At 56.9% G+C, this 22,776-nt stretch carries 21 protein-coding genes; 17 read left to right on the plus strand and 4 right to left on the minus strand.

The genetic code is table 11. The features are described from left to right. The first annotated feature begins 30 nt into the window (after nucleotides 1–30). The 15 genes from K3752_RS11285 to K3752_RS11355 all read left to right on the plus strand — a co-directional run bounded on the left by K3752_RS11285 (nucleotide 31) and on the right by K3752_RS11355 (nucleotide 11,869). Entirely contained in the window at nucleotides 31–396 is a 366-nt protein-coding gene (locus tag K3752_RS11285; protein WP_260063273.1) for a GFA family protein, read from the plus strand. A gap of 667 nt (nucleotides 397–1,063) precedes the next feature. Further along, complete coding sequence (locus tag K3752_RS11290; protein ID WP_226892621.1) at nucleotides 1,064–1,381, plus strand: hypothetical protein; 318 nt, start codon at nucleotides 1,064–1,066, stop codon at nucleotides 1,379–1,381. Nucleotides 1,382–1,445: 64 nt separating this feature from the next. Continuing rightward, entirely contained in the window at nucleotides 1,446–2,024 is a 579-nt protein-coding gene (locus K3752_RS11295) for a lytic transglycosylase domain-containing protein (RefSeq protein WP_260066304.1), read from the plus strand. Beyond that, a complete protein-coding gene (locus K3752_RS11300) occupies nucleotides 2,024–2,314 on the plus strand; it encodes a TrbC/VirB2 family protein (RefSeq protein ID WP_114885057.1) in 291 nt (96 codons plus the stop codon). Before K3752_RS11295 ends, K3752_RS11300 begins: the two co-directional genes overlap by 1 nt. A 7-nt stretch (nucleotides 2,315–2,321) precedes the next feature. Next, nucleotides 2,322–2,600 (plus strand): type IV secretion system protein VirB3, encoded by a 279-nt coding sequence (locus K3752_RS11305; protein WP_260063274.1) that lies wholly within the window; start codon nucleotides 2,322–2,324, stop codon nucleotides 2,598–2,600. Further along, entirely contained in the window at nucleotides 2,590–4,956 is a 2,367-nt protein-coding gene (locus tag K3752_RS11310) for a type IV secretion system protein B4 (RefSeq protein ID WP_260063275.1), read from the plus strand. The genes K3752_RS11305 and K3752_RS11310 overlap by 11 nt, the downstream gene beginning before the upstream one ends. Then, the gene (locus tag K3752_RS11315; RefSeq protein WP_260063276.1) at nucleotides 4,949–5,107 is read left to right on the plus strand and encodes a hypothetical protein; all 159 of its coding nucleotides are present in this window, start codon (nucleotides 4,949–4,951) and stop codon (nucleotides 5,105–5,107) included. The genes K3752_RS11310 and K3752_RS11315 overlap by 8 nt, the downstream gene beginning before the upstream one ends. Nucleotides 5,108–5,153: 46 nt before the next feature. Continuing rightward, the gene (locus K3752_RS11320) at nucleotides 5,154–6,248 is read left to right on the plus strand and encodes a lytic transglycosylase domain-containing protein (protein WP_260066306.1); all 1,095 of its coding nucleotides are present in this window, start codon (nucleotides 5,154–5,156) and stop codon (nucleotides 6,246–6,248) included. Beyond that, the gene (locus K3752_RS11325; protein ID WP_260063277.1) at nucleotides 6,245–7,024 is read left to right on the plus strand and encodes a type IV secretion system protein; all 780 of its coding nucleotides are present in this window, start codon (nucleotides 6,245–6,247) and stop codon (nucleotides 7,022–7,024) included. The genes K3752_RS11320 and K3752_RS11325 overlap by 4 nt, the downstream gene beginning before the upstream one ends. A gap of 4 nt (nucleotides 7,025–7,028) precedes the next feature. Beyond that, complete coding sequence (locus K3752_RS11330; protein WP_260063278.1) at nucleotides 7,029–7,679, plus strand: virB8 family protein; 651 nt, start codon at nucleotides 7,029–7,031, stop codon at nucleotides 7,677–7,679. 3 nt (nucleotides 7,680–7,682) lie between these two features. After that, on the plus strand, nucleotides 7,683–8,378 hold the full coding sequence (locus K3752_RS11335) for a TrbG/VirB9 family P-type conjugative transfer protein (RefSeq protein WP_260063279.1): 696 nt from the start codon (nucleotides 7,683–7,685) through the stop codon (nucleotides 8,376–8,378). Continuing rightward, nucleotides 8,371–9,684, plus strand: coding sequence for a TrbI/VirB10 family protein (locus K3752_RS11340; RefSeq protein WP_234170510.1), 1,314 nt, complete (start codon nucleotides 8,371–8,373; stop codon nucleotides 9,682–9,684). Before K3752_RS11335 ends, K3752_RS11340 begins: the two co-directional genes overlap by 8 nt. Nucleotides 9,685–9,686: 2 nt before the next feature. Further along, entirely contained in the window at nucleotides 9,687–10,682 is a 996-nt protein-coding gene (locus K3752_RS11345; protein WP_260063280.1) for an ATPase, T2SS/T4P/T4SS family, read from the plus strand. Then, a complete protein-coding gene (locus K3752_RS11350) occupies nucleotides 10,675–10,851 on the plus strand; it encodes a DUF4177 domain-containing protein (RefSeq protein WP_171105361.1) in 177 nt (58 codons plus the stop codon). The genes K3752_RS11345 and K3752_RS11350 overlap by 8 nt, the downstream gene beginning before the upstream one ends. A 19-nt stretch (nucleotides 10,852–10,870) precedes the next feature. Beyond that, nucleotides 10,871–11,869 carry a type IV secretion system protein gene (locus tag K3752_RS11355; RefSeq protein ID WP_234170508.1) on the plus strand — a complete coding sequence of 333 codons (999 nt, stop codon included), beginning with the start codon at nucleotides 10,871–10,873 and terminating at the stop codon, nucleotides 11,867–11,869. A gap of 101 nt (nucleotides 11,870–11,970) precedes the next feature. On the opposite strand, the gene K3752_RS11360 is transcribed toward K3752_RS11355, so the two are convergent. Continuing rightward, entirely contained in the window at nucleotides 11,971–12,834 is an 864-nt protein-coding gene (locus K3752_RS11360) for an OST-HTH/LOTUS domain-containing protein (RefSeq protein WP_234170507.1), read from the minus strand. Between the two features lie 270 nt (nucleotides 12,835–13,104). Here K3752_RS11360 and K3752_RS11365 point away from each other — a divergent pair, with 270 nt between their 5' ends. Together K3752_RS11365 and K3752_RS11370 are read left to right on the plus strand one after the other, a co-directional pair. Beyond that, a complete protein-coding gene (locus K3752_RS11365) occupies nucleotides 13,105–14,076 on the plus strand; it encodes an HNH endonuclease signature motif containing protein (RefSeq protein WP_234170506.1) in 972 nt (323 codons plus the stop codon). Between the two features lie 192 nt (nucleotides 14,077–14,268). Further along, nucleotides 14,269–18,423 carry an NACHT domain-containing NTPase gene (locus K3752_RS11370; RefSeq protein ID WP_260063281.1) on the plus strand — a complete coding sequence of 1,385 codons (4,155 nt, stop codon included), beginning with the start codon at nucleotides 14,269–14,271 and terminating at the stop codon, nucleotides 18,421–18,423. 46 nt (nucleotides 18,424–18,469) lie between these two features. Here the strand turns inward: K3752_RS11370 and K3752_RS11375 are convergent, their stop codons facing one another. From K3752_RS11375 to K3752_RS11385, 3 genes are read right to left on the minus strand one after another with little or no spacing between them, the layout of a single operon-like run. After that, on the minus strand, nucleotides 18,470–20,362 hold the full coding sequence (locus tag K3752_RS11375) for a type IV secretory system conjugative DNA transfer family protein (protein WP_260063282.1): 1,893 nt from the start codon (nucleotides 20,360–20,362) through the stop codon (nucleotides 18,470–18,472). Further along, nucleotides 20,355–22,163: a relaxase/mobilization nuclease domain-containing protein gene (locus K3752_RS11380; protein ID WP_260063283.1), complete on the minus strand. Its 1,809-nt coding sequence runs from the start codon at nucleotides 22,161–22,163 to the stop codon at nucleotides 20,355–20,357. The genes K3752_RS11375 and K3752_RS11380 overlap by 8 nt, the downstream gene beginning before the upstream one ends. Then, nucleotides 22,150–22,680 carry a hypothetical protein gene (locus tag K3752_RS11385; RefSeq protein ID WP_260063284.1) on the minus strand — a complete coding sequence of 177 codons (531 nt, stop codon included), beginning with the start codon at nucleotides 22,678–22,680 and terminating at the stop codon, nucleotides 22,150–22,152. Before K3752_RS11385 ends, K3752_RS11380 begins: the two co-directional genes overlap by 14 nt. Nucleotides 22,681–22,776 lie beyond the last annotated feature (96 nt).

The following is a 22,776-nucleotide window of genomic DNA, read 5'->3' on the forward strand; positions in this document are numbered from 1 at the left end:
TTCTGTCAATCCGCGACCGGCTCAGATCGAATGATCGAGCCGATCTTCGAACGTGAGACGTTCACCTTCACACGCGGCTCTCCCACCATCTATAAGCTTCCGTCGGATGGCAGCGGAAAGGAAATAAAGGTCCACTTCTGCTCTGAATGTGGAACCAAGCTAGCGTTGACTTTCGAGCGCTGGCCGGACCGCCTCGGCATCTATATCGGGACGCTTGACGATCCAGCATCGATCTCGGTGAACCCCGACAACAGCAAGCACATCTTCGTCTCTGAAGCCCGCCCAGGGACCATCCTGCCGCCCGGTTTTAAGGTTTTCGAGCGCCATGCCACGGACAACGATGGCAACCCCATCGAGCCGACCGTTCACAACGCACCCTACACTGTGACAGGCTGATTATTAGCTTGGCAGGATTCATCTCTGACTTCTGGTGTTTCTCGCTATAGTTGTGTGGTGGCTGCGGTCACAAATCACCGTTTTTGACCGCGTCCGTTTTCCAGAAGCAGACATTGGCGCACCCGCAGCGAACGGCAGAAAGTCCCGCACTGCGGACCTTCGCCGCTGCCTTATTGAATGGCAGCTTTCTCTAGGTGAGGACGGGTGTCAATTCCTCACCTCGTCCAGAAACTCGAGAACGCGCGCATAGTCCCCACTGACCACGCGCGCTTGTTCGAAGACCTCTCGCCTCTGCTGATCTAGGCAACGGAAGTATCGTTCGACATCGGTAAAATAGGTCTCCGCATCGCGCCTCAACAAGTCAGCATATGCCCGCACGTCGCTGGCAGTGTTCGGCATCCAAGGCGGCGCAGGCGGCAGGCAAGTGCCCGCAATCGCGGCAGAACCCCAGCTCAGAACGACTATAATCACCCATGTTTGTTTCAAAAGCTCCATATTATCTTGGCTCAGCCACTCCGTTGCAGTAAATTCGTTTCAACGCATGAAAGGCGCAATAACACAAACTGCACCTATTGATTGCAAAGTTATAATATTGTATCGGTTCGGTAGTCCATGAGGGACTGCCGGGCCAATGCACAATTCTGCAAGGCTCGATCCTATGAATTTGATGCAAGACGCCCCCAATGTTGTCAGTGAAGACGGGCTGCGCACGCTGCTTGCCGAGGGTCATTCGGCGGATGTTGTGTGCCGGGTTACGCCCAAACGTACAGGTGCTCAGTGGTCCGGGGTTTGGACCGTGCATTGCGTCTCGCCAGATGGCGAGACGCGTCGCCTGCTCGTCACGGCGCGCAACAACATGGCAGCTCGGGAATTCAAGACAATCAACGGCTTATCCAGCTTCCTCGCCGGGCTTGGCGTTTCGATCGTCTCGATCCCCATGTTCGAAGGTAAGATCGCCTCTCACAAGTTGGACGACGCGGGCTAAGCCACTTGCCGTCCTTGCAGGGATCATCGCTGCACCCGCGTATTCTGAAGGCTTCGTGCTTTCCATGCGGGCCGATGGCCAGCTGGAAACCAAATCCCCCCAATCAGGCTTTGCACAAAGCTATGTCGATGGGATTGGTGCAAACCCACCAGAGCTGATCGTTTTCACAGGGCCTGAACCTGAGGCGTCTTCACCTGCACCCGCCCGGGCAGTTCCCCGCCCCGAAATCCTCGCAGCTCTTGAAAGTACCGCGCATCGATACGGCGGGCATCCTGCACTGCGTCGCGCCGGTCTGTCGGTGACGGAATGGCAGGCGCTCTTCCAAGCCAATATCGAGATCGAAAGCGCCTATCACCCGAATGCACTCAGTTCCGCAGGCGCGATTGGCCTTGGACAGCTGATGCCTGCGACGGCCGCGCAGCTTGGTGTGGATCCGCATGACTGGCAGGCCAACCTCGATGGCTCCGCCCGCTACCTTTTGATGATGCTGGCGCAGTTCGGCACGCCCGAACTCGCGCTCGCCGCCTATAACGCAGGACCAGACGCGGTCGCGCGCTATGGCGGCATCCCTCCCTACCGAGAAACCCAAAATCACGTGCGCCGCGTTATGGCCGTGCGTGACCGACTGACTGGAGCCTCCTGATGCACATTCAATTCCGCACGATCCTGTCGCTGGCTCTGGCCAGTCTAATGATTGCCAATCCCGCCTTGGCGCAGAGCATCGACCTTTCGCCGGTCCAGAACCTTTTGCAGGGCATCGTCGACACGATCACCGGCCCCTTGGGCATTGTCATCGGCACCCTGGCCCTGATTGGCGTGTTCCTCTCCTGGCTCTTTGGCATTCTGGATTTCCGCCAAGCCCTTTGGGTGCTGGTCGCTATCGCAGGCATCGCAGCTGCGCCGACCATCGTGACCGCCATCTGGGGCGCATAAATCCGGCATGGCAACGCAAACCCGCCTCTTCCTCGGTCTGGTCCGGCCGCCAAAGCTCATCGGCTTGCCGATCATGTATGCCATGGTTTGGCTCTTCGGGTTTGTGTTGCTGTTTCTCTGGATCCAGAGCTGGCCGGTGATCATCATTGCCGCTCTCGCCTATCCTGCGTTGTGGAAAGCGGCGGATTGGGATCCTGCCTTTCTTGAGGTGATGGTAACAGTGCTGCAGGAAACGCCCCCGACGCCAAATCGCAAGATCCATTCGGGGGACAGCTATGCTCCATAACCCCTCGGATGATCTTGCGACGCTACCGGACTGGGCGCGGAAAGAGCGCCCGATGGCCAGCATGCTGCCCTATGTCAGTCTTGTGAACGACATGACGATCCGCACGCGCGGCAATGCTCTGTTCCAATGCATCCGCCTCGATGGCGTCAACAGCATGACCTGCGATGACGCGCACCTGGAGAAGATCCGAGCGCTCTTCGCAGCGATCATCGCGCAGATCGGGTCGGACTACAGTTTCTACGTACACAAGGTTTCAAAGGCGATTGAGACCGCGCTGCCGCCGGTGCCCGAAGAAGGGTTTGCGAAAGCGCTGGATAACCGTTGGCAAACAGCCATGGCGCAAGCAGGCCTGCGGGACAAAACGCTCACGCTCACTGTGCTGAAACGTCCGCCCCTCGGCGGGCGGCTGCGCCTGAAACGTTCAGACTCCATCGCACAGATGAAAGACCAGACAGCTAAACAACTGCGCAAGCTCGAGGAAGTCGTCGGTTTTCTGCTTTCGTCTTTTGCAGAGATGAACCCGCGCTTGCTTGGGGCGGAAAGCGGCGAACTGCTGGGTTTCCTCGGGGCGCTCAACATCGGACAGGAACACCCCCTCTTCGCAAAATCCCGCTTTGGCGTCATTGCCGAAGATGTGGCCAACACCCGCGTCACGTTTCAGGGGCGTGGCTTTACGCTCGACGACGGGACGGCGGGAAAGCGGTTTGGCACCAGCTTTGCGATCAAGACCTATCCGGCCAAAACCAACTGCACCATGTTCGATGAGCTGAACCTGCCCGTCGACATGGTCGTCACGCATTCCTTCACACCGATCAACAGCAACATCATGGCAAGCCGGATCAAGCGCCAACAACGCCTGATGAAGGCCAGCGATGACGGCGCGATTTCCCTCGCCGAAGAATTGGTCGACGCGCTGGACGATCTTGAATCCAAGCGCCTCAGCTTCGGCGACCATCACATGACGGTGACGGTTTTCGCCGAGACCGAGGAAAAGCTGGAAGCCATCGCTGCCGAGGTGCGCAACATCGCCGCCAGTGAAGGCGTTAATCTGGTGAACGAGAGCTTTGCGGCCCGCACCCACTATTTCGCGCAGCATCCGGGCAATGGGCAGATGCGCAGCCGCAAGGCCGCAATCACCAATACGAACTTTGCTGACCTCGCTGCGCTGCATCGCGGTCAACTGGGCAAACCCGGACAAGAAGTGCCTTGGGGCGAACCGATTACCCTGTTCCCGACGCCTGAGCGTTCGGGCTTTCTGTTCAACTATCATGAGGCGGGTCAGCCGGACAAAGAGCCAACAGGTGGACATACTTTGATCCTCGGCCGCCCTGGCTCTGGCAAGTCAGTGCTGTCGGCCTTCCTCATGACCCAAGCCCGTCGCTGCGACGCGCGCGTTTTCGTTTTCGACTATCGCGCGGGTATGGAAATGGCCGTGCGGGCCAGTGGCGGGCGCTACAGCGCCATTAAGGCAGGTGAAGCGACCGGCCTCAACCCGCTGCGCACAGAAATCGACGGGCGCGGTCAAGCTTGGCTGTCCGATTGGCTGGCCACCCTTTTGCATCGCGCCGACAAGCCCCTCAGCCCGGTCCAGATCAATCGCATTCAGGAAGTGGTGCGCCAGAACGCCGGGGCGAGCGATGCCGACCTGCGCAACTGGCAAGACCTGGCATCCCTCTTTGTGGCCGGGGCGGATGAAGGGGATCTGTTCGAGCGGATCCAGGAATGGACCGCAGACGGCCGCTACGGTTGGATTTTCGGGCAAAGCTCTGAGGATACTTTTTCGCTCGATGGTGATGTCGTCGGGTTCGACCTTACCGGCATTCTCGACAGTGAAAGCGAGAAAGAACGCATGGCGGTCCTGTCCTATCTGTTTCGGCGGGTGGAGCGTGTAATCGAGGACCGCAAGCCGACGTTGATCATCATCGATGAGGCCTGGAAAGCACTCGACAACCCGTATTTTGCCGACCGGCTGAGCAACTGGCTGGTCACGGCGCGCAAACAGAACGCGGTCGTCGTGATGATGACCCAATACGCAAGCCAGCTCGAGAAAACACGCACCGGCAAGACGATTGTCGAGGCCGTGCCGACGCAACTCTTGCTTCCCAACATCCGCGCCACGGCCAGCGATTACACCATGTTGGACCTTTCTGAGAAAGAGCTCAGTGTTTTGCTCGGCACCGGCAGCAACTCCCGTCTGGCGCTGGTGCGTGATGATCAGGGCTCGGTGGTGATTGACGCCGATCTAAGCGCCCTTGGCCCTTACCTCACGATCCTTGGCGGCATGGAAAAAGGCGAAGCGCTGGTTGGCGCGGATTACCGCCAAGACCCCGATTTTTGGAGACAGATTGATGCGTAGACTTTGCGTGCTGACCCTCACCCTTTTGACCCTGACAGCCTGCGCGGAATACCGGCCGTCTGAAGCGGAATGCTTCAACTCCTTTGCCGAGGTCAGCCGCAGTAACTGCAATTTCGAGCTGCTCGGGCCGGTTGGTGGTCTCGGTGAGTAAGCACCGCCTGCATATCATTGCGGGCTTGGTTTGGTTCGCCACACCAATGGCCTCTGCCCAAGGCGTGCCGACGTTTGATGCAGGCATGTTCCTGCAGCGTGAGCGCGTGTTGCAGCAGGGCGAACAAGATCTGGCACTGCAGCGGGATCGGCTAACGACAGAAGAAGAACTTGAGGAGCTCGAGCAAGAACAACTCCAGGCGTTGGAGGACATCCTCGACGCAGCAACACTTGGCAATGGAAATTCCGGCGCACTGGTCGCAAGCCTGGAAGCTGGTTCATCGCCTGAAAGCGCCGCAGACACGCTTTATGGTCCGGTTGACCCAAACCCTGGTGCGGCACAGATGTTCGGCGATGCCTCGGGATCGATCGAACAGCTGATCATTCGAGCGGCTCAGGAAACGCACCACATGTCTGGCGTGCGCGCGGCGGGCCTGTCGCCCAAGCAATGGCGTTGCCTCCTGCAGGCGCTGATCTGGCAAGAAAGCCGTTTCTCCATCGGCGCGCGCTCCCCTGTCGGCGCATTCGGCCTGACCCAAATCATGCCCGGCACCGCGCAGGATCTCGGGATTTACCCGGCCTACTATGAGAACCCCTACATCCAGGTCACCGGCGGCGCGCGCTATCTGGCGCAGATGCTGGCCATGTTTGATGGCAACGTCATTCACGGTCTGGCGGCTTACAATGCTGGTCCTGGCAATGTTCAGCGCTACGGCGGCGTGCCACCCTTTGCCGAGACCCAGCACTACGTTCAGGTGATCCCTGAGCGCTACAATCTCTACCTTGCCCGTGTCGGCGGCGTTGATGCGCTTGGCACGATTGATCCCGTTTTGCTCGCCAACTCCACCATGAGCCTGACCTCGTTCGGTGCAGGGATCTATGGCGATTACTCCTTGGTCTCGGTGCAAGCGGCCGCGCTGCGCGTGCAGGACATCATTACCCGCATTGGCGAGACAGATGACATTCACGCGGCCATGTCGCTTAACACCTATGCGCGGGCCGAACTCGCCCGCCTGATCACGATCCGCACACGGCTCAAGGCCGCCCATACCCGCCCGCTTAGCGCCGCAGAACTGGCCATGGCGGCCGCTCAGGCGCGCGAACAAGACTTCATGCAATTTGATCTGGAGGCACTTCGATGATCCGCTTTCTTTCTGCCCTAGCCACCTGCGCATTGTTGGCTGTGTCCCCTGCATCTGCCCAAGGCGTTCCGACAGTCGACACACGCAACATCGCGCAGGAAATTCGCCAGCTTCAGCAGATGCTGGAGGATTTCGGGATCCAGACCGACCAGCTCGACACGCTTCTCGAACAACTCGACCTGGTTCAGCAGCAACTCGACACGCTCAACGAGACTTACGCAGCCCTGACCGGCGCGACCGATATCATCGAAATGGCCATGGGTGGTGATCTCGACGGGCTTCTCGATCAGGAATTCGGTGATCTCCTTGGCACCATCCGGCAAATCCAAAGCGGTGACTTCAGCGGCCTGATCGGCAATGCGGCCCCACAGATGGAAGGCCGCATGACGCAAGCCTTGGAGGATGCAGGTTTTGACCAAGACAGCCTGTCCGACATGGCCAGCAGCGGCAATCCGGGGGCTGAGCGCATTGCCAGCCAAGCGGGCACTGGGGCGATGATGTCAGCGGCGGCCGAGAACAGCTATGAAGAGGCCGCGCAATCTCTCGAACGCGTTGAGCAGCTGGTCACATTGATCCCCGATATGGAAACGCTCAAAGAAGCCGTGGACCACAACACCCGCGTCACGGCCGAGCTGGCCATCGCCATGACACGCATGTGGGAGCTCGAAGCCATTCAAACCGTCGGCGCGGGCCAATCAGGCGTGGTCGATGCCGCGACGCTGGCCGAAGAGCGCCGCTACATGGACTTCACCTTGCCAGAGCTTCGCGCGGACTGATGCCATGAACAGCGAGGCAGAAATCATCGAAGAGGAGCTCGTCTACGGCGCACGACGGCGCGAACTTATGTGGCAGAAACTGGGGCTGACAGGCATGGCGTTTGGCATGGCAGGTTGTCTCACCGCTGCTCTTGTCGCTCTGTTCGACGTGGACCCGCCGCCCATGATCGTGCCCTTTGATAGCGAAACCGGCATGGCCCTCCCCAATGCTATGGTTGAAGCGGTCTCACTCACGGAACGCCCCGCTATCATTGAGGCACAGGTCTACCGCTATGTCATCGATCGAGAGACGTACAATCAGCTCGACAATGATGTGCGCGTGCGGCGGGTCCTGGACCAGTCGGACGGCGCGGCCGCTGCAGGACTGCGCGCGCTTTGGACCAGCGGCCATGAGGCCTATCCGCCGGACAGCTATGGCACAGATGCGCGGCTTGAGGTCGAGGTGCTCTCGATCACCCATATCAGCGCCAATCGTGCCCAGGTGCGCCTACGCAAGCGGCTAAATTCACCGCGCGGCACTCAAAACGGGCTCTTCACCGCAACCCTGATGTTTGAGTTTCGGCCCGAGAATAGCCGTTCGATCGACGATGTCTGGCAGAACCCTTTCGGCTTCACCGTCACTGAATACGCGATCCGCTCGGATCGTTTGGAGTAACCCATGCGCCGCTTGTTACTGATCCTCGCTTTCCTTGTACCGCTTGCTGGCACTGCCAATGCGGAAACCCAGCCGCGACAAGGCCCCTATGATACCCGCGTCCGGCTGGCCACCTACCAGGATGGGCAGGTCTACCGGATCCGCACCAGCCTGACCCATGTGACCAGCATTGAGTTCGGCCAGGGTGAGACTATCCGCTCGATCATTGCAGGCGACACCGAAGGGTTCCTTTTGGACGGCGTGCCCGGAGGCCAGGCCTTTGCGATCAAGCCCGTTACACGCGGCGCACATACCAACATCACCGTCTACACCAACCGGCGCAGCTATTATTTCAACGTGACAGAGGCGAGTTCGCCGACCTTCTATGTGATCCGCTTCACCTATCCAGATTCGGCACCACGACAACCGCGTGTGGTTGCCACTGCGCCAGCAAACCATGCCTATGGCGTCAACGCGCGGTCCGAGATCACCCCGCGTGAGATTTGGGACGACGGCACCTTCACCTACTTCCGTTTTGCCGCGAACGCGCCGCTGCCTGCGATCTTTCGTTGGTCCGGCGGTAATGAGCGCAGCGTGAATGCGTTCGCGCGGCCAGACGGCGTGATCCGTGTTTCAGGTGTCAGCGATCGATGGGTTCTCAGGCTTGGGGAGGACGAGATCTGCGTCCAAGAGATGAGCGAGGCAAACCACGATGAGTGAAACAGCTGAGCTTAAGAAGCGCCTCGAAGCGCTTGAAGGTAAACCACAAAACCGAAAATCGCGACCGTCCGTTGTCACTATTGCCCTAGGCATTGGGGCAATCGCCGCTCTGGGCGGCCTCTTGCTGTTGTTCTCTGGCGGTTCTGAACCCGACAGCCTGGAAACCGCCTCCCCGGATGAATTCCAAGCAGCGGGACCGGGCTTTGGTGCGCTCGAGCCCACGCCTGCACCGATCGACACTTCCCCACCACCGGAGCCAGAACCAGACAGCGAAACAGAAGAGCTGCGCGCGCAAATGGACGCCATGCGGCGCGAGCTCGAAGCCATGCGCAACGCACCTGCACCTGAAGCCCCAACTGTCGACCTCGAGGCACTGGATACCTTGGGCGCAGAGATCGATGCCCTGCGCAGCGAGGCAGAAGCAACGCAGGCCGCCTTGCGCGAAGAGTTGGAAGAACGTGCGCGACAAATCCAGCGACTGCAGAACGATCTAGAGCTTGCACGCCTGGAAACCCCTCGCACGCCCGCACCAACCGGCCCCACGGCCGAAGAACTGCGCCTTCAGGAGCTGGAACGGCGGCGACAAGCCGAACTTGAGGAACTCCAAGCCCGCATTGCCAGCCCGATCATCGCCTTTGGTGGCACCGGAGGCGGCAACAGTGAAACCGCCGCGCAGCAACGGCGGCTTGATGGCGACACAGACTTTGTCCGCAATGGCGCTGAACCCGCTGAGGTGACGCAAGCCCAGTTGATCGTGAACCCGTCAAACACGGTCGTTCAAGGCACGATGATCCAGGCGGTGCTCGAGACAGCGATCGACAGCTCGCTCGCCGGTCAGGTCCGCGCGATGGTGTCTGAAGATATCCACGCCTATGACGGCTCGCGGATCCTGATCCCGCGCGGCGCGCGTCTGATCGGGAGGTATCAATCCGGCCTCGACATCGCGCAGCAACGCGTAACCATCGCATGGGACCGGATCATTCTGCCCAGCAACCAGACCGTTGAAATCAGCGCCTTCGGTGGTGATGAACTGGGGCGGTCCGGCACGACCGGCTTCGTCGACAGCCGTTTTGGCACCCGGTTTGGGTCAGCCGCCCTGATATCGCTGATCGGAGCCCTGCCCGCTGTGGCAGCCCAAAACACCGAAGATGAGATCACCTCAGATGTGCTCGAGGGCATTGGCGAAGACCTGCAAGACAGCACGCAAAGCGTGATTGGCGAATACCTTTCCGTCTCACCCGTGATCTATGTCGATCAAGGTGCCCGCGTCACCGTGATGGTCGATCGTGATCTGGAGATTTTCTGATCATGGCGGCCAGTTACCTTCAAAGCTCGATGGACAAGATCCCCGAGGCGCGCGATCCAAAGCTGATCGAGCTTTGCATCAATCCTGACGGCACGCTGTGGGCCGAGTTTCAGGGTGATCACTTTATGCGGTCCGTCAATCGACGGCTCTCGCCGAACGAGATCAAAGACTTGGGCAATCAGATTGCTTCGGCCGCGAACACCACGCTCAGCCGAACGAAACCCATCGTCTCGGTCAGCATCACCTACCGTGACCGCCCGATCCGCGCGCAAGTCATCCAGCCTCCGGCCGTTGATGGCGGTTACGCGATTTCTCTGCGGTTCTTCGCTGACCTTCCATTGGGACAGATCAAGCTGGCCTATCTCTTTGGCAAAGAACGCGGCAACGAGGGTGCAAGACGCAAGCGCAATGCTGAGCTGCGCGATGTCGTGGCCACCGGCGACATCGACGCCGCGATCAAGTTCTGCGTCACCCACAAGCTCAATATGATCGTGTCCGGCGGAACTTCGACCGGCAAGACCGTCACAGCACGCAAAATCCTCTCTTTTGTGCCCACAGACGAACGCATCATCACGATCGAAGAAGCCGCAGAACTGCGACCGACGCAGCCAAATATCGTCACGCTGATGTCTGACCGCGACGAAGCCACGCGCAGCGCCGATGTCCTGCTGACCTCTACCCTGCGGATGCGGCCGGACCGGATTGTTTTAGGCGAAGTACGCGGCAAGGAGGCCATGACATTTCTCGAGGCCATCAACACCGGCCATGGTGGCTCACTGACCACGCTGCACGCTGAAACACCTCAGCTGGCGGTTCAGCGTCTCGCCATCGCCGCCCTGAAAACTGACGTGCCCATGACCTACCAGGACATGAACGACTACATTACTCGCTCGATCGACGTGATCATCCAGGCCGGTCGCCATGAAGGCGCGCGCGGCATTACCGAATTCTACCTGCCGGTCGATCCGGCCCATTTAAAGGAAACAGCCCATGTTTGAATACAAAATTGAACTGATCAATACCGCCAAAACCAAGCCACCGAAAATCGAAGCGCAGCTGACGGCCCTTGGTCAGGATGGCTGGGAGCTGGTCTCGGTCGTGCCGGATTTTGACGGCGAACACATCCTGAAGGCCTTCCTGAAACGTCGCACCGGCGCGAGCGCCTAAACAGACCGAGGAAGATCCGATGGGCGTCGTCACCTGGATGGTAGAGACAACCGACAACTTTCTGGAAGACGCGGCCCAGACCACGTTTGGCAACGTCGCCGGGCAGCTTGGCGGCGTCATTGCTGTGGCCTCGACGCTCGCGGTGATCGGCGTCTTCCTCAACATGGTGTTTCAGTACAAATCCATGGATGGGCGGACCGCCTTCTGGTTCGCCCTCAAGCTCATGCTGATCTCCCTCTTTGCGATGAACTGGGTCCAATTCAACGCAGTAGCCAGCGCCCTCATCAGCGGGCTCGACCAGCTCGCGGGCGGCATGGTGGCCGGGCTTGGCGGCGGCGGTGCAGGCGCATCCTACTTTGCCGAGGCCTTCGACGATCTCATCGAAGAATTTGGCGACTATCTGAACGCGGCCGGTGACAACATGCATTGGATGGCCGGAGCCATGATCGGCGCGATCGGCGCTTTCCTCCTCGGCGTCATCGGCGCGCTTTGCGGCCTTGTCCTGATCTTCGCGAAAATCATGCTGGCCTTCATGATCGGCATCGCTCCCATCATGATCGCGCTTTCGCTGTTCGACGTCAGCAAAGACTATTTCCACCGCTGGCTGTCCAGCACGGTGTCCTACGCGCTCTACCCCCTCGTAATCGCAGGCGTGTTTTCCACCGTCGTCGGCATGTCCCGCTCGCTCATGACTGAACTCGGAGATCCCTCCGGCGCAAGCAACATCGGCGCGCTGGTGCCCTTCTTCATGATGATGTTCCTCGCTGGCGGCATGATCATCGCCACCCCCCTGATCGTCCGTTCAATCTCGGGCAATTTCATGATGGCCGGACCGCCAAGCATTCCGGGGCCCGGCGGCTTCGCCAAGGGATTGGTCGGCACCAAGGGGTCCCGGGCGCGAGCACGGTTTGGGACAAGGTCAAATGCTGAAATCGCTGGGGCTGGGATACGTCAGGCAGGTGGTGCGACCGTTTCGATGGTTCAGAGGGTGGCAGATCGAGCGAAGCGTCTAGAATAGGTTTCCGCACTTACCCTGCAATCACAAGATCGAACTTGTAGCCATGCAGACTTCAAAGCGACTGTGGGATAAAACATAGTTATCATGCAACGTTAGCGAAATTATTGCTGCGTCGCGGAACTATCCTTCTCACGATAACAAGCGGTGCGCTGTCCATCCATTTCAAGATACCGAAGCTCTAAGATGGGTGCGTTATGCACAACCTGTCGCCAACTGAGGCATCCATACTTGGCGGGCAGTTGATCGGGGTAACGCTTGGCAACCCATTTGCCAGCTGCAGCCACAGGTACCCACCCACCGACAGCTAACGCACCGAATGCTTCTCGCAACGCGCTCACAATGCCCGAGGCCTCCCAATTTACTTTTCCGTCGGGGGCAATTCCATTGACAAATAGCTCTTCGAATTCCTTCGACTGCAAGAATTCTGACATCGTATGCCGTATTTTGTCCATGTCTTCGGCCCATTCACGAAGTTGTCCGAAGTGATGGTCGATACGATCGTATGCCATGATCAATGCATCTTGCGCGGCACGACATCCATCCGGGCTCCAGAGGTCGTGCTGGTCGAGAAAGTGATGAACCAAATTGTTCCTTAGAACTACCATTTCTCTCAGATCACTCTCAACGCGGACGAACTCTGCATCCGGCAAGCCAAGTGACATCTGCATGGCGAACCAATTGACGTTCTCTGGAGAACTGGTTGTCGTCATTTCGGGAGGGTCGATCTCATCGGCAACAATATACGATCCAAGAAGATCACCAACCAAGGTGCCGAGCGTCTTGCGGGCCGCTTCGTCAATCTGCGTTGCCTTTGCCCGCTCCAAGTCATGAAACGGTCCTGAGACCTTTTGATGCGCCACCATGGCTTTAATCAGCCGCTCATACTGTTGTAGCCGTAACATGCACCGACCCAGCAACCGCTGCACTTCATGCTGAAGTGTTTGCAGGTCTTCGTCGTCTAACATCTTCATAGTTCAATCCGATCTCTGCCCCGCTAATATCAACCATATTTCAAACTTATACGCGATGCCTTAGCATCCTATCTCCCACCCGAAATCATTCCCAAGCCCAATTCTACCGGCCCCTACGGACATTGAGTCCGAGCTTGATGCTGCGTTGCCAAGCAGCCAAACTCGCCTTTCAACCTTGATGCCGTGATCTCAACACACCATTTCGATTTCAGGGTGGAAGATGTCCCGCGTGATATGCTGAAAGATTATAGAAGGAGCCCGATCGTGGAAGGACTGGCAATTTTCAACACGGAAGTTGAGTGTATTTATCGTGGGGAAAGCTACTGCGTTCGCGATAATGGTTCGGTCCTTCGCCGTGCACGGCAAGATCAGAGGAAGCGACCGCTTGATGAGACTTGGACGTTTGGAAATCCAAGCAAAAGCGATGGCTATATGACCATCTCGGATCATAAACTTCATCGGATTGTTGCGACGGCATTTCATGGAGAACAACCGAGTAAGAGTCATGTGGTAGATCACATCGATACAAACCGCCGAAACAACCGTCCTGAAAACCTACGATGGGTCACGCGCCTGGAGAATATTCTCCTCAACCCGATCACTGCGAAGCGGATCCAGAATTTGTATGGCAGCATCGAGGAATTTCTCGCTGACCCGCGAAATCCGAAGAATGGGACACTCACCGCAGATTTCGAGTGGATGAGGAATGTCTCGCGATCAGAAGCCGAATACAGTCGGCAGCGAATGCTTAGCTGGGCAGCGTCCGAAAAAGCCTCAACAGGAGGCCGGCTTGGGGACTGGGTTTTTGGCCGGGGCCAAGCGACGGTTGAAGAACCAGTTGAAGAACTGGTCGCATCCAAGACGGTTGGAGCCCTTCAACGCAACTGGCGCGTGCCAGCTGAATTTCCTCTTTGTCCCGGCACTGCAGCCGAACAGCCACTCAAAGAATACCTATCCCGCTTGGTGAAGGGGGCGGTTGCAGTAATTTCCCCTTGGGGAGAAACAAAGGTCGGAGACGTGGCGATGATTGGCGGAGATAATGCCATCTACTTGCTCGGCGAACACGGCGAGGACGCCATCAAACCATGGTCAATCTCAAAAATCACCTTTGAAAAAGGAATGTTTGTTCATGAGAGCCAGGGCACGTTTTTTATGCGCGACGGAGCGGAAAAGGCCCTGACTGAAGCTCAAGGCTTGCCTTGGGAACGTGGCGAAACATTCGATGACTACTGCTAGTTGGCCTCACGCAGTGAGCCCTTAGCGGCCATTTGATAGTCGCCCTATTGCTGCGCCGCAGCGTCGGAAGGTGCTGGACACGACGTTAGTCCTTCCCCACTCCAGTATCGCGCCTGAACAACGTCGCTACAAGGTTGTTGCAACGGGGTTTCATGCAACGGTAGAGCTATGGCCGACAATGGAACAATTCGAGTGGATCGACTTTTGAATACCAAAACATCTCAAGTCGCATTGGATCGCCGAGTAAGCGTTGTTGAGGGTATCAGCAAAGACGCCCACTTGATTCGTTCTGTTCGCGACCTTCGACGCTTCAAACGCGTGGTCTTGATCGGCGAACCTGGTATGGGAAAATCTGCTGTCTTGAGACAAGAAGCTCAAGACACGCATTCTCAAAAGATCAACGTTAGAACTCTGGTAAATTCGCCGACTGAAAACTGTTTCTCTGAGAGAGCTTATCTTGATGCTCTTGACGAATATCGCTCTGACGGTTCCGCCGCAGATAAAGCCAATTTTCTTGCGATATCGCTGCAAAAAAAATGCCCAAACGGTTGGCTTTTATCCTGCCGATCACAGGATTGGCGTAAGGACGCAGATTTAAACGCAATCAATGAGCAGTATGGGCATACTGATGACATCGTCGTTGCAAGGTTGCTACCCCTTGAGAGGGAAGAGGCGATTACGATACTCGCATCCACTGGGATAGAAAGCCCTGAACAATTCTACGACGAAGGATTAAAGAAGGGTGCCGGTGCGTTCCTTGAAAACCCACTTAGCCTTATTCTACTGGAAAAGGTAGTGTCCGCAAAGGGCGATTGGCCCGAAACTAGGTATGATGTCTTCGAAGCTGCAACCAGCCAATTGTGCCACGAAAACAATGAAGAACGTCGGTTTCAACCTGCAAAACCTGCTTCTGAAATACTGAGCACAGCAGAAGAGCTTAGCGCTCTGCTACTTGTTACGGGCGCCCGTGCATTTTGGTCGTCAAATGCCATGCTTCCAAGCACCATCGATGCAACTGAACTCCAACGAACCGATGAGATAGGTTTAGAAAAGGCTCTTGTCGACGAGACGCTCGACACGCCTTTGTTTACCGGAGAGGGTGAAGAGTTTGAGCCCATCCACCGAAGTGTAGCCGAGTTTCTTGCAGCACGATTTCTGGCGAAGAGGGCCGTAGGTACTTCGCACATTTCGCGTGTTCCTTTATCTCGCGTACTGGCTCTTATCTGCTCCACAGATCAAAAATCCCCCACCGAACTGCGGGGGATATATGCTTGGCTGGCTGCTCATTTGGAAAAGCTGGGCAAGCAAGATCTCGCCGCAGTTCTATGTGCCAAGGACCCTTTGACGGTCGTGGCCTATGGGGACGCCGGTGCCTTTTCTGCCAAAACACGTAAACAGTTACTCCTCTCACTCGATAGGGATGATCCGTTCTTTCGTTCGCATAGTGAGGGCGATACCGCGCTAAATACCCTGGCAGGCGAAGACTTGGCACCCACCCTGAAGGCTATATTGAACGGCAATGCCGGACCAGGTCACTCACTTGCTACTGTTTACGATATCCTCACGACAGGCAAACCTGTGGAAAGCTTGCGGCCGCTATTGCGAAGCATAGCATTGGACCCCAAGCGCGCCGAGTGGCAGCGCTGGAGAGCTTTTGACGCATGGATGAACGGAGAAGCGCGGCCCCAGGCAGCAATGCGATCCCTGTTTGACGACTTAGACACAGAGCCTCCCTCAAACGGACGAGAAAATCTACGCGCTTACATCGCAGCACGCTTTGACGCGGGGGATCTAGGTTTTTCAGACGTAATTTCCATATTCACTGACTACGAAATATCGGAAGAAGACAACACAATTGGACGTCTTTCGCGCCTGGTGCGCCGCTTGGAGGCTGATCCAATTGTGGAATTCTTCGACGTGCCCGTCGAAAGTTGGAGACCCAAATCCGATAAACGTAGAAAAAGCTATGGGATCTCTCATGATCTGGACCGGATCTTATCAGCAACGATCCGATCTCAGGAGCTACTGACTGCGAATACTCTTTGGAAGTGGCTGAAGAATGCTGGCCATAATCGTTGGAACAATGATTCAAGGGAGACGAAGAAAGCGGTCGCCGAATGGCTGGACAAGGCCCCTGACAATGAAACTATGCTATTCAAAGAAGTCTTGAACTCGGTAACTCCGGACGACGGGCCATGGATGCCATATTTCAACTTCACGGAAGCGACCGGTCGGGCTCCATCTGAAAAGTGCATTCGAGGGCTGATTTCTCCTTGGGTCAAACCGAAAGAAAAGCAGAGTTCAATGGCAAGTCTACGGGCGTTGGCCCGAGGCTTCTACTCGAAGCTATTTGGTAGTGATTTCATTGCGTTGGTGGATGCGAAACCCATCGAAGATGCCGATAAGAGACTGCTCGCAGCCGTTGCAGATGTTTGCAGAAGATTGGATGGTCCAGCGCCCGTCTACTGGGACGCCTATTACGTAATCAAAAAGAATCTTGGTGAGGGAGTAATTCTTTCCAGTTTGGTGAGCTGCAAAATTCCTGAACACATGGGTAGGCAAGCGGCAAACAAAGCTGAGCGAGCGTTGGAGGCCGAGAGTGATCGAGCAAAGAGAATCGAAAACTGGGACAAGGGCCACTCGCTTCTAAGGTCCGGAGAAGGTAACCTCGACCATGCAGCGATGGTCTATTTCGGTTTTGTGGATAGCTTGAAGCGCGAGTGGTCGACAGACAACCTCCAAAACCATTTCACAGCTGAAATTTCCGACTCGATCATAGCCGGTTTCATGCGTCGAGCTGAAATAGGGCTCGGTATCTCTGTGTCCGAGCTTGGGCGCTTACGGGCGAAACAAAGCCGTAACTGCATGGAAACCGCCGTCGTAGCAGCGGTAAGCATTCACATGAAGGAAGAGAACGTTCAGGCGCTGGATAAGTTACCCCTTGAAGCCGCCTTATTGGTCCTCCTGAATAGGTTCTTTTGCGAAGACGAAGAGCATCGGAGCCAGTTGAAAGGCTGGGCACTTCGCAAGCTGGATCATGAGGGCGAGCTTGCAAGCGACTTGCTGGTCAGTTTTTGGCTGGGAGAGCTGGACGCCCGTATCGCGCTAAAACAAGGTGACGATACAATCGACATCGATTTGGTTCATGACTTCTCCTGCGGCAAAACACGATCAAAAACTGCGTCCCTGGCGTTGTCTAAGTTGTTTGACAAGAGCCATGATTTCCCTCCCAAAGTTCTGAGATCATTGGTCAAAGCAACTGTACATCAGTGGCCTGCCGAGGAAATTCTGAAAGTCTGTAAAGCGAAAATGTCAGATAACGCCGTCTCAAAGGAAAATAAGCAAGTCTGGTCAATGGTTGCATTTGCAATCTCCCCTTGCGAGTGGAGAAAACAATTTCTGAGTACCTTCGCAAAGGCCGGCAAGGCTCTGGCAGAGCTTTCAAACGTCAATGAAACCGTCACTAAGTCGTTCCCACTCGCTGGAACACATGACAGACTCTCTTATCACGGAGCCGTGGTTGAAATTCTTGGACCAGAATTCTCGCCTGCTGGCGACATGTTCGGCCCTAGAGATACCATTCAGCACTCAATCAACAGCTTGGCTGAAATCGCCGATCGAGAAGCAAGAAAAACGCTCACTCAGCTGCGTGATTTGCCTGTTCTGAAAGCCTGGGAAAGTGAACTCCGCCACGCGATTTCCAACAACTTGAAGCAAATAAGGGATGACACTTTCAATCATCCATCAACAAAGCAGGTCCAAGAGACATTGGCCGGAGGTCCCCCTATCAACGCATCAGACCTCCGCGCCGTCATGGTTGAGGTCCTCAGGGGCTATCAGGAAGAGATTAGCCGAGGAGATCTTCCTGCTTGGAGTGGCTATTGGAATACCGACAAAAACGGGAAGGCTGTAAATCCAAAAATCGAAAATGTCTGCCGAGACCAGGCCTTGACCGTCATTCGGCCAAAGTTGGAAAGCTTTTCCGTTGATTTGGCTTTGTCAGAAGCGCAGCGAGCTGGTGGGCGAAGGGCAGACATTCTCCTTGCAACCGGGGCTGGAAGAAACCTGCCAATAGAAGCAAAGCGCCATTACAACACTGAATTGTGGACGGCAGTTACGGAGCAACTTCAAGACTATGCCGATGATCCAGGTGCGGACGGCTTCGGTATCTATCTGGTTTTTTGGTTTGGATTGAGCGCCGGAGCGCTACCAAAGGCACCAGCAGGAATCGCTAAACCTTCCAACGCAAAAGATTTGGAACGAACCTTGAAGGAAATGCTGTCGCAGGAACAACGGGAGCGATTTGACGTCATCGTTCTTGACGTCGAACCAACTAAGAATTCTTAGCCTAGAAGTGAATTTGCACCTGCAGCGAAAGTCTGGAATCGGCCCGTTATCTCCGAGCAGCCTCTTCCATGAACCGTTCCACCCTTTCAGTGCCGGCCTGATAATCACCCAAACTGGCCTGTTCATCTGACTGAGCATTTTGACTACCGGACGCCAATTCTTCAATCTCATCGCGCCGTTTCTCACCACCTCCAGAGCCGTCACCTGAAACCGCTTTCGGCATCTCAAGCGCTCCAATCTTAGCCTCCAGCGCCTTGATCTGCCCTTGCAGCCCGCGCATCTGGTCACCAGCTGACGGATATGGCAGATCGCCGGTTTGCTTGTCGAAGATCTGCTTAAAGAACCGATCCTCATAGTATTTGATCCGCTTGGCGCGCACGGGCATTTGCGCGTCGACCACCAGAACGATGTCATCAAGATCCATGCGACGGGCCTCATCCTCAGGTAACAAAGGCGTCTCTTCCGTCCGTTCAGACATACTGCGCCCCGCGAATGGGTTGCGGCCGACCGACCGTGAGCGGGTCACAACGCGCTTGGTAGTTTTGCCAACGGCTTTGCTGAGCTCTTCGATGGTCTTTTCATCTGAGGGGGTCAGATAGAGCTTGATGCCCGCGTTGCCCTGCAAGGCACGCCGGGCATTTTCGCCGTAGATTTCGTCCAGCGCCGGGATTGTCTGTGTGACGATCGCGAGGTTCGCACGGTAGGATCGCAGTGTTTCAATACTGTCCAAAACGATGGGCATTTTGCCCAAGCGGTTGAACTCATCGAGCATGATCATCACAGGCCAAGGCTCGTCCTTGCCGGGTTCATGGTCCTGCAACGATGCCAGCAAATCTGCGAAGAAAAGGCGGATCAGTGGCGCGAGGGGTTTCACCATCAGCGGTTCGACCACAAGATAGACCGAAAACGGCGTCTTTCGGATATCGCGGAAATCGAAGTCAGAGGTCGCAGTTGCGCGATCGATGGCAGGGTTCGACCATTGTTTGAGGCCAGATGTCATCAAGAGCGACAGGTAGGACGTCAGCGTGTCGTTGTTGGTCGAGGCCATGCGCATGAAGATTAGCTTGGCGGCCGGATTGACGACTTCGTCGGCTCGGCGGCGATACTCTTTCTGTTTGTCACCGCCTGACGCTGTGATGCGGTAGATCTCGCCCAAGGTTGGCCGCTTTCGCTCGAATGCCAAAAGCCCTGCCGCCACAAATAAGTCGATGCCACCGTCGAGCAGCCCTTGGACGCGGTCGTTATCTGCTTGCAGAAACAGGGAGGCCAGGAGTTGCAGCTCCATCTGCTGGCGGTCGACGTTTTCCAGCGCCGATATCCGCAGCAGAGGGTTGTACCGGTGCGAGCGGGCATCCTTCCAGTCAGTGGGGGCGAACCTGAACACCTTGTCACCCTGCGCAGCCCGGTGGCGTGCCGTCGCCTCAAAATTCTCGCCTTTTACGTCGAGCACCACCGCACTGCCCTGATAGGTCAGAAGGTTCGGGATGACGAAACCCGTCGTCTTCCCGCGACCGGTCGGGGCCACGATCAAGGCATGGGGGAAGACCTTGGACATGACAAAGGGCTTTCGACTCTTGGGCTTGCCCATTTTGCCGAGGACAAAGCCGTGACCGGGCTTTCCGAAAAAGCCGTTCCGCTTCATCTCGGACATCTGCTGCCAGTGGGTTTCCCCAAATTTGGTCAGTGCATCGTTCATCAACACCGCACTGAGCAAAACACCGGCACCAGTGCTGATCCCCACGATCAAATGAACAATATGCATATCGGCCGGATGGGTCATTCGAAGAACCCCATAGCTGCGTGCCAGCATCAAGAAATCGATCTCCGCTCCAACCCCGAACCAGCGGAACGTCAGAAAGGCCGACGCCAGAACATACCCCAGCACCGCGCCCAGAAGAGCAAAGCTCATGACGCCGAGTGCGATCCGCGCCTTACCCATGCGTCACGCCCTTTTCGCCATCGCTATCGACATGCCGCTCGCGTCGGGCGTCTATTTCTTCATTGGCGATCTCGTCGAGGACGTGCTCCATCGCCACGCTGCTCGCCAGAGCGGCATCACTCTGCAGATAGGCTTTGGCCGCATAGAGCCGGTCCAGGCGGTCTTCTATATGTTCCTCCAGCGTGGTCTCATCGCCGATCGCCAAGTCAGGGGTGCTTTCTTCGCCGACTAGTTCTTCCAGCTCGGCTCGCAAGGTCTCGCGCTCCAAATCGCTGATGAAAGGATCTGCGGTCGGGTCTTCCCTCATTCGGCTCAGGATTTCAGCAGTGGTCGGCGGCAGCCGGTCGATGATGGCTTCCTGCCGGTCAATCTCCACCGTCCCACTATCTTTAAGAACCTCGGCATCTGCCAACACACGGCCCAGATCACTGTGCACCTGGTCAAGGCGATCGATTGCTTTCTCAAGCTCATCGGCGCGAGACAGGTCATAGCCTTCCTTCTCGGCAATCGCTTTCAAATCCTGACCAAGCCATTGCCGCTCCAGCGCGGCATTGCCCGCGCCGATTTCAACACGACGTGCCACCTCTTGCGCGTCAATGCCGGTGCCCTTCAAAGCGTGCTGAAGACGTTCTGCCAGAGCTGGATCCTGCAAAGCGCCTTGGGCCTCGGCCCGTATATTCGCGGCCGAATAGATCCCACTCTTGGACGCATCTTCGAGCAAGGTGTGGGACTGCGCTCCCATTGGGCTCAGATGTGACAGTGAACGATAGATGTCGTTCAGCTCATGCTCGAGCGCCGCGCGCCGCTCTACCGGGGCATCCGCCACAATGCGTTCAGCTTGGTTGATCTTGTCGTGAAAGGCATCCACGACCTCATCAAACGAATGCTGTTCTTCGACCATACCATATACCTTTCCATCTGCGTCAATCGGTTTGCCCTGCGCCAAGAGCGTCGCGGCCTTGCCCAAGGCTGCTGCAATGTCATGCTGGTTCTCACGCGAGGCTTCGGCCGCCAATCCGCGATAAAACCGCGCGTTCTGCGCCACCTCAGCCAAGGCACGATCAAGCTCTGGCCCCACGCGCTCACGCGCGGCCAACCTCTGGCCCGTGGCTTCCGCGCGACGCTGTTCTATAACGCTTGGACTTTTCGTCGTGACCCCACGATCAAGCTTTCGGGTCGCCTCAAGGCGCAGCCCATGGCGGTCCGACACCTCCACCATCGCTTCGCGAAAACTGTCGTAGTTGAAATGGTGCCCTTCTTTCAGAAAGAAGAATTCACCGTCCTTGCTGCGCCGGTTCAGAACGATATGGGCGTGCGGGTGATCCCGGTCCTCATGCACGGCGGCGATGTAGTCAAAATGGCTGCCTTCACCCTGAAAGAACCGCTCGCAGATCTCGCGCGTGATCTCGGCAACATCCTCACCGCGCGTGCCAATTGGGAAAGCCATCAAGAGATGCGAGGTATGTCCCAGCTTGGGATGAAACCCCTCATTCCACTGCGCTGAAAACCGGCGTGTGACCTGCTCGATCTCTTTGGCTGACAGCACTCTTTGGCCGTCATAGGTGCCACGGCTGTCGATGATGAAGCTCGACTTGGTGGTCAGGTATTCCAGCTGGTTGCGCAGCTGAGTCTTGTTGTGCGTGCCGCCGTCGCGAATGGCTTTGAAGATCGCGGGGGAATGCCCCATGGCGGCGCGGGCCATCTGCTTGGCACGGGCGCGCGGCACGCTGCCGCGAATGCGGCTCCAGTCGCGATCGAAGAAGGCCTCCTGCGCGGCGGCAACGGCGCTATTGCGGGCCATCGGCAAAGCCTCCCAGAACTCGGGCAACCTCGCCGGACAGCACGCTGCGTCGGCGCTGCGCCATGTCTTGGACTTGGTCAGCGATATCGAAGATCAGCCCGGCCAGAGCGCGCACCTGGCCATGGGCAGAATTGCCGTAAGGCGGCGTCTTGCCCTGGCGCTTTGCTTCATTCAGGCGCTGTGCAATCTGGTTGATGTTGTTGCCGGTGCGATTGAGCGAGGCCGATAACCCCTGCATCTGATTGGCCAGCTCATCGTCGGGAACAAAAAGATCGTTTGAGGCATGGATCAGTCGCCGCAGCCCCTCGGCGCGGCTGGTTATATCATGCCGCGTCAGTACCGCATCGAAGCCCGCCAACTCCTTTGGCGTGAGCCGGACATTCACCAGTTCGGAGCGCACGCGCGCATCAAGCTTGCGGCTTTGATCGGCTTTCAACGTGTAGAAGATGCTGCGGGTCGTGACGCCGAATTCGCGGGCCAGATCCTCGATCGGCACCCCCTCGGCACGCTTGCGCACGATGGCAAAACGCTGGTTTTGCGTCAGTCGCTTGTGCCGTGGTGCGCGCGGTAGGCCCATGTGAAGTAATCACCCCTATTTCTTGCCAACATCATA

Source organism: Ruegeria sp. B32 (genome assembly GCF_025141855.1).
In the GTDB taxonomy this organism is placed as follows: Bacteria; Pseudomonadota; Alphaproteobacteria; order Rhodobacterales; family Rhodobacteraceae; genus Ruegeria; species Ruegeria arenilitoris.

Excerpts from the sequence above, each read along its gene's own strand:
- K3752_RS11305 (WP_260063274.1), top strand. The coding sequence starts at position 2,322 with ATGGCAACGCAAACCCGCCTCTTCCTCGGTCTGGTCCGGCCGCCAAAG.
- K3752_RS11375 (WP_260063282.1), bottom strand. The coding sequence starts at position 20,362 with ATGGGTAAGGCGCGGATCGCACTCGGCGTCATGAGCTTTGCTCTTCTG.
- K3752_RS11290 (WP_226892621.1), top strand. The coding sequence starts at position 1,064 with ATGCAAGACGCCCCCAATGTTGTCAGTGAAGACGGGCTGCGCACGCTG.
- K3752_RS11345 (WP_260063280.1), top strand. The coding sequence starts at position 9,687 with ATGGCGGCCAGTTACCTTCAAAGCTCGATGGACAAGATCCCCGAGGCG.
- K3752_RS11335 (WP_260063279.1), top strand. The coding sequence starts at position 7,683 with ATGCGCCGCTTGTTACTGATCCTCGCTTTCCTTGTACCGCTTGCTGGC.
- K3752_RS11285 (WP_260063273.1), top strand. The coding sequence starts at position 31 with ATGATCGAGCCGATCTTCGAACGTGAGACGTTCACCTTCACACGCGGC.
- K3752_RS11320 (WP_260066306.1), top strand. The coding sequence starts at position 5,154 with ATGGCCTCTGCCCAAGGCGTGCCGACGTTTGATGCAGGCATGTTCCTG.
- K3752_RS11300 (WP_114885057.1), top strand. The coding sequence starts at position 2,024 with ATGCACATTCAATTCCGCACGATCCTGTCGCTGGCTCTGGCCAGTCTA.
- K3752_RS11330 (WP_260063278.1), top strand. The coding sequence starts at position 7,029 with ATGAACAGCGAGGCAGAAATCATCGAAGAGGAGCTCGTCTACGGCGCA.
- K3752_RS11360 (WP_234170507.1), bottom strand. The coding sequence starts at position 12,834 with ATGTTAGACGACGAAGACCTGCAAACACTTCAGCATGAAGTGCAGCGG.
- K3752_RS11380 (WP_260063283.1), bottom strand. The coding sequence starts at position 22,163 with ATGGCCCGCAATAGCGCCGTTGCCGCCGCGCAGGAGGCCTTCTTCGAT.
- K3752_RS11340 (WP_234170510.1), top strand. The coding sequence starts at position 8,371 with ATGAGTGAAACAGCTGAGCTTAAGAAGCGCCTCGAAGCGCTTGAAGGT.
- K3752_RS11355 (WP_234170508.1), top strand. The coding sequence starts at position 10,871 with ATGGGCGTCGTCACCTGGATGGTAGAGACAACCGACAACTTTCTGGAA.
- K3752_RS11310 (WP_260063275.1), top strand. The coding sequence starts at position 2,590 with ATGCTCCATAACCCCTCGGATGATCTTGCGACGCTACCGGACTGGGCG.
- K3752_RS11315 (WP_260063276.1), top strand. The coding sequence starts at position 4,949 with ATGCGTAGACTTTGCGTGCTGACCCTCACCCTTTTGACCCTGACAGCC.
- K3752_RS11325 (WP_260063277.1), top strand. The coding sequence starts at position 6,245 with ATGATCCGCTTTCTTTCTGCCCTAGCCACCTGCGCATTGTTGGCTGTG.
- K3752_RS11295 (WP_260066304.1), top strand. The coding sequence starts at position 1,446 with ATGCGGGCCGATGGCCAGCTGGAAACCAAATCCCCCCAATCAGGCTTT.
- K3752_RS11350 (WP_171105361.1), top strand. The coding sequence starts at position 10,675 with ATGTTTGAATACAAAATTGAACTGATCAATACCGCCAAAACCAAGCCA.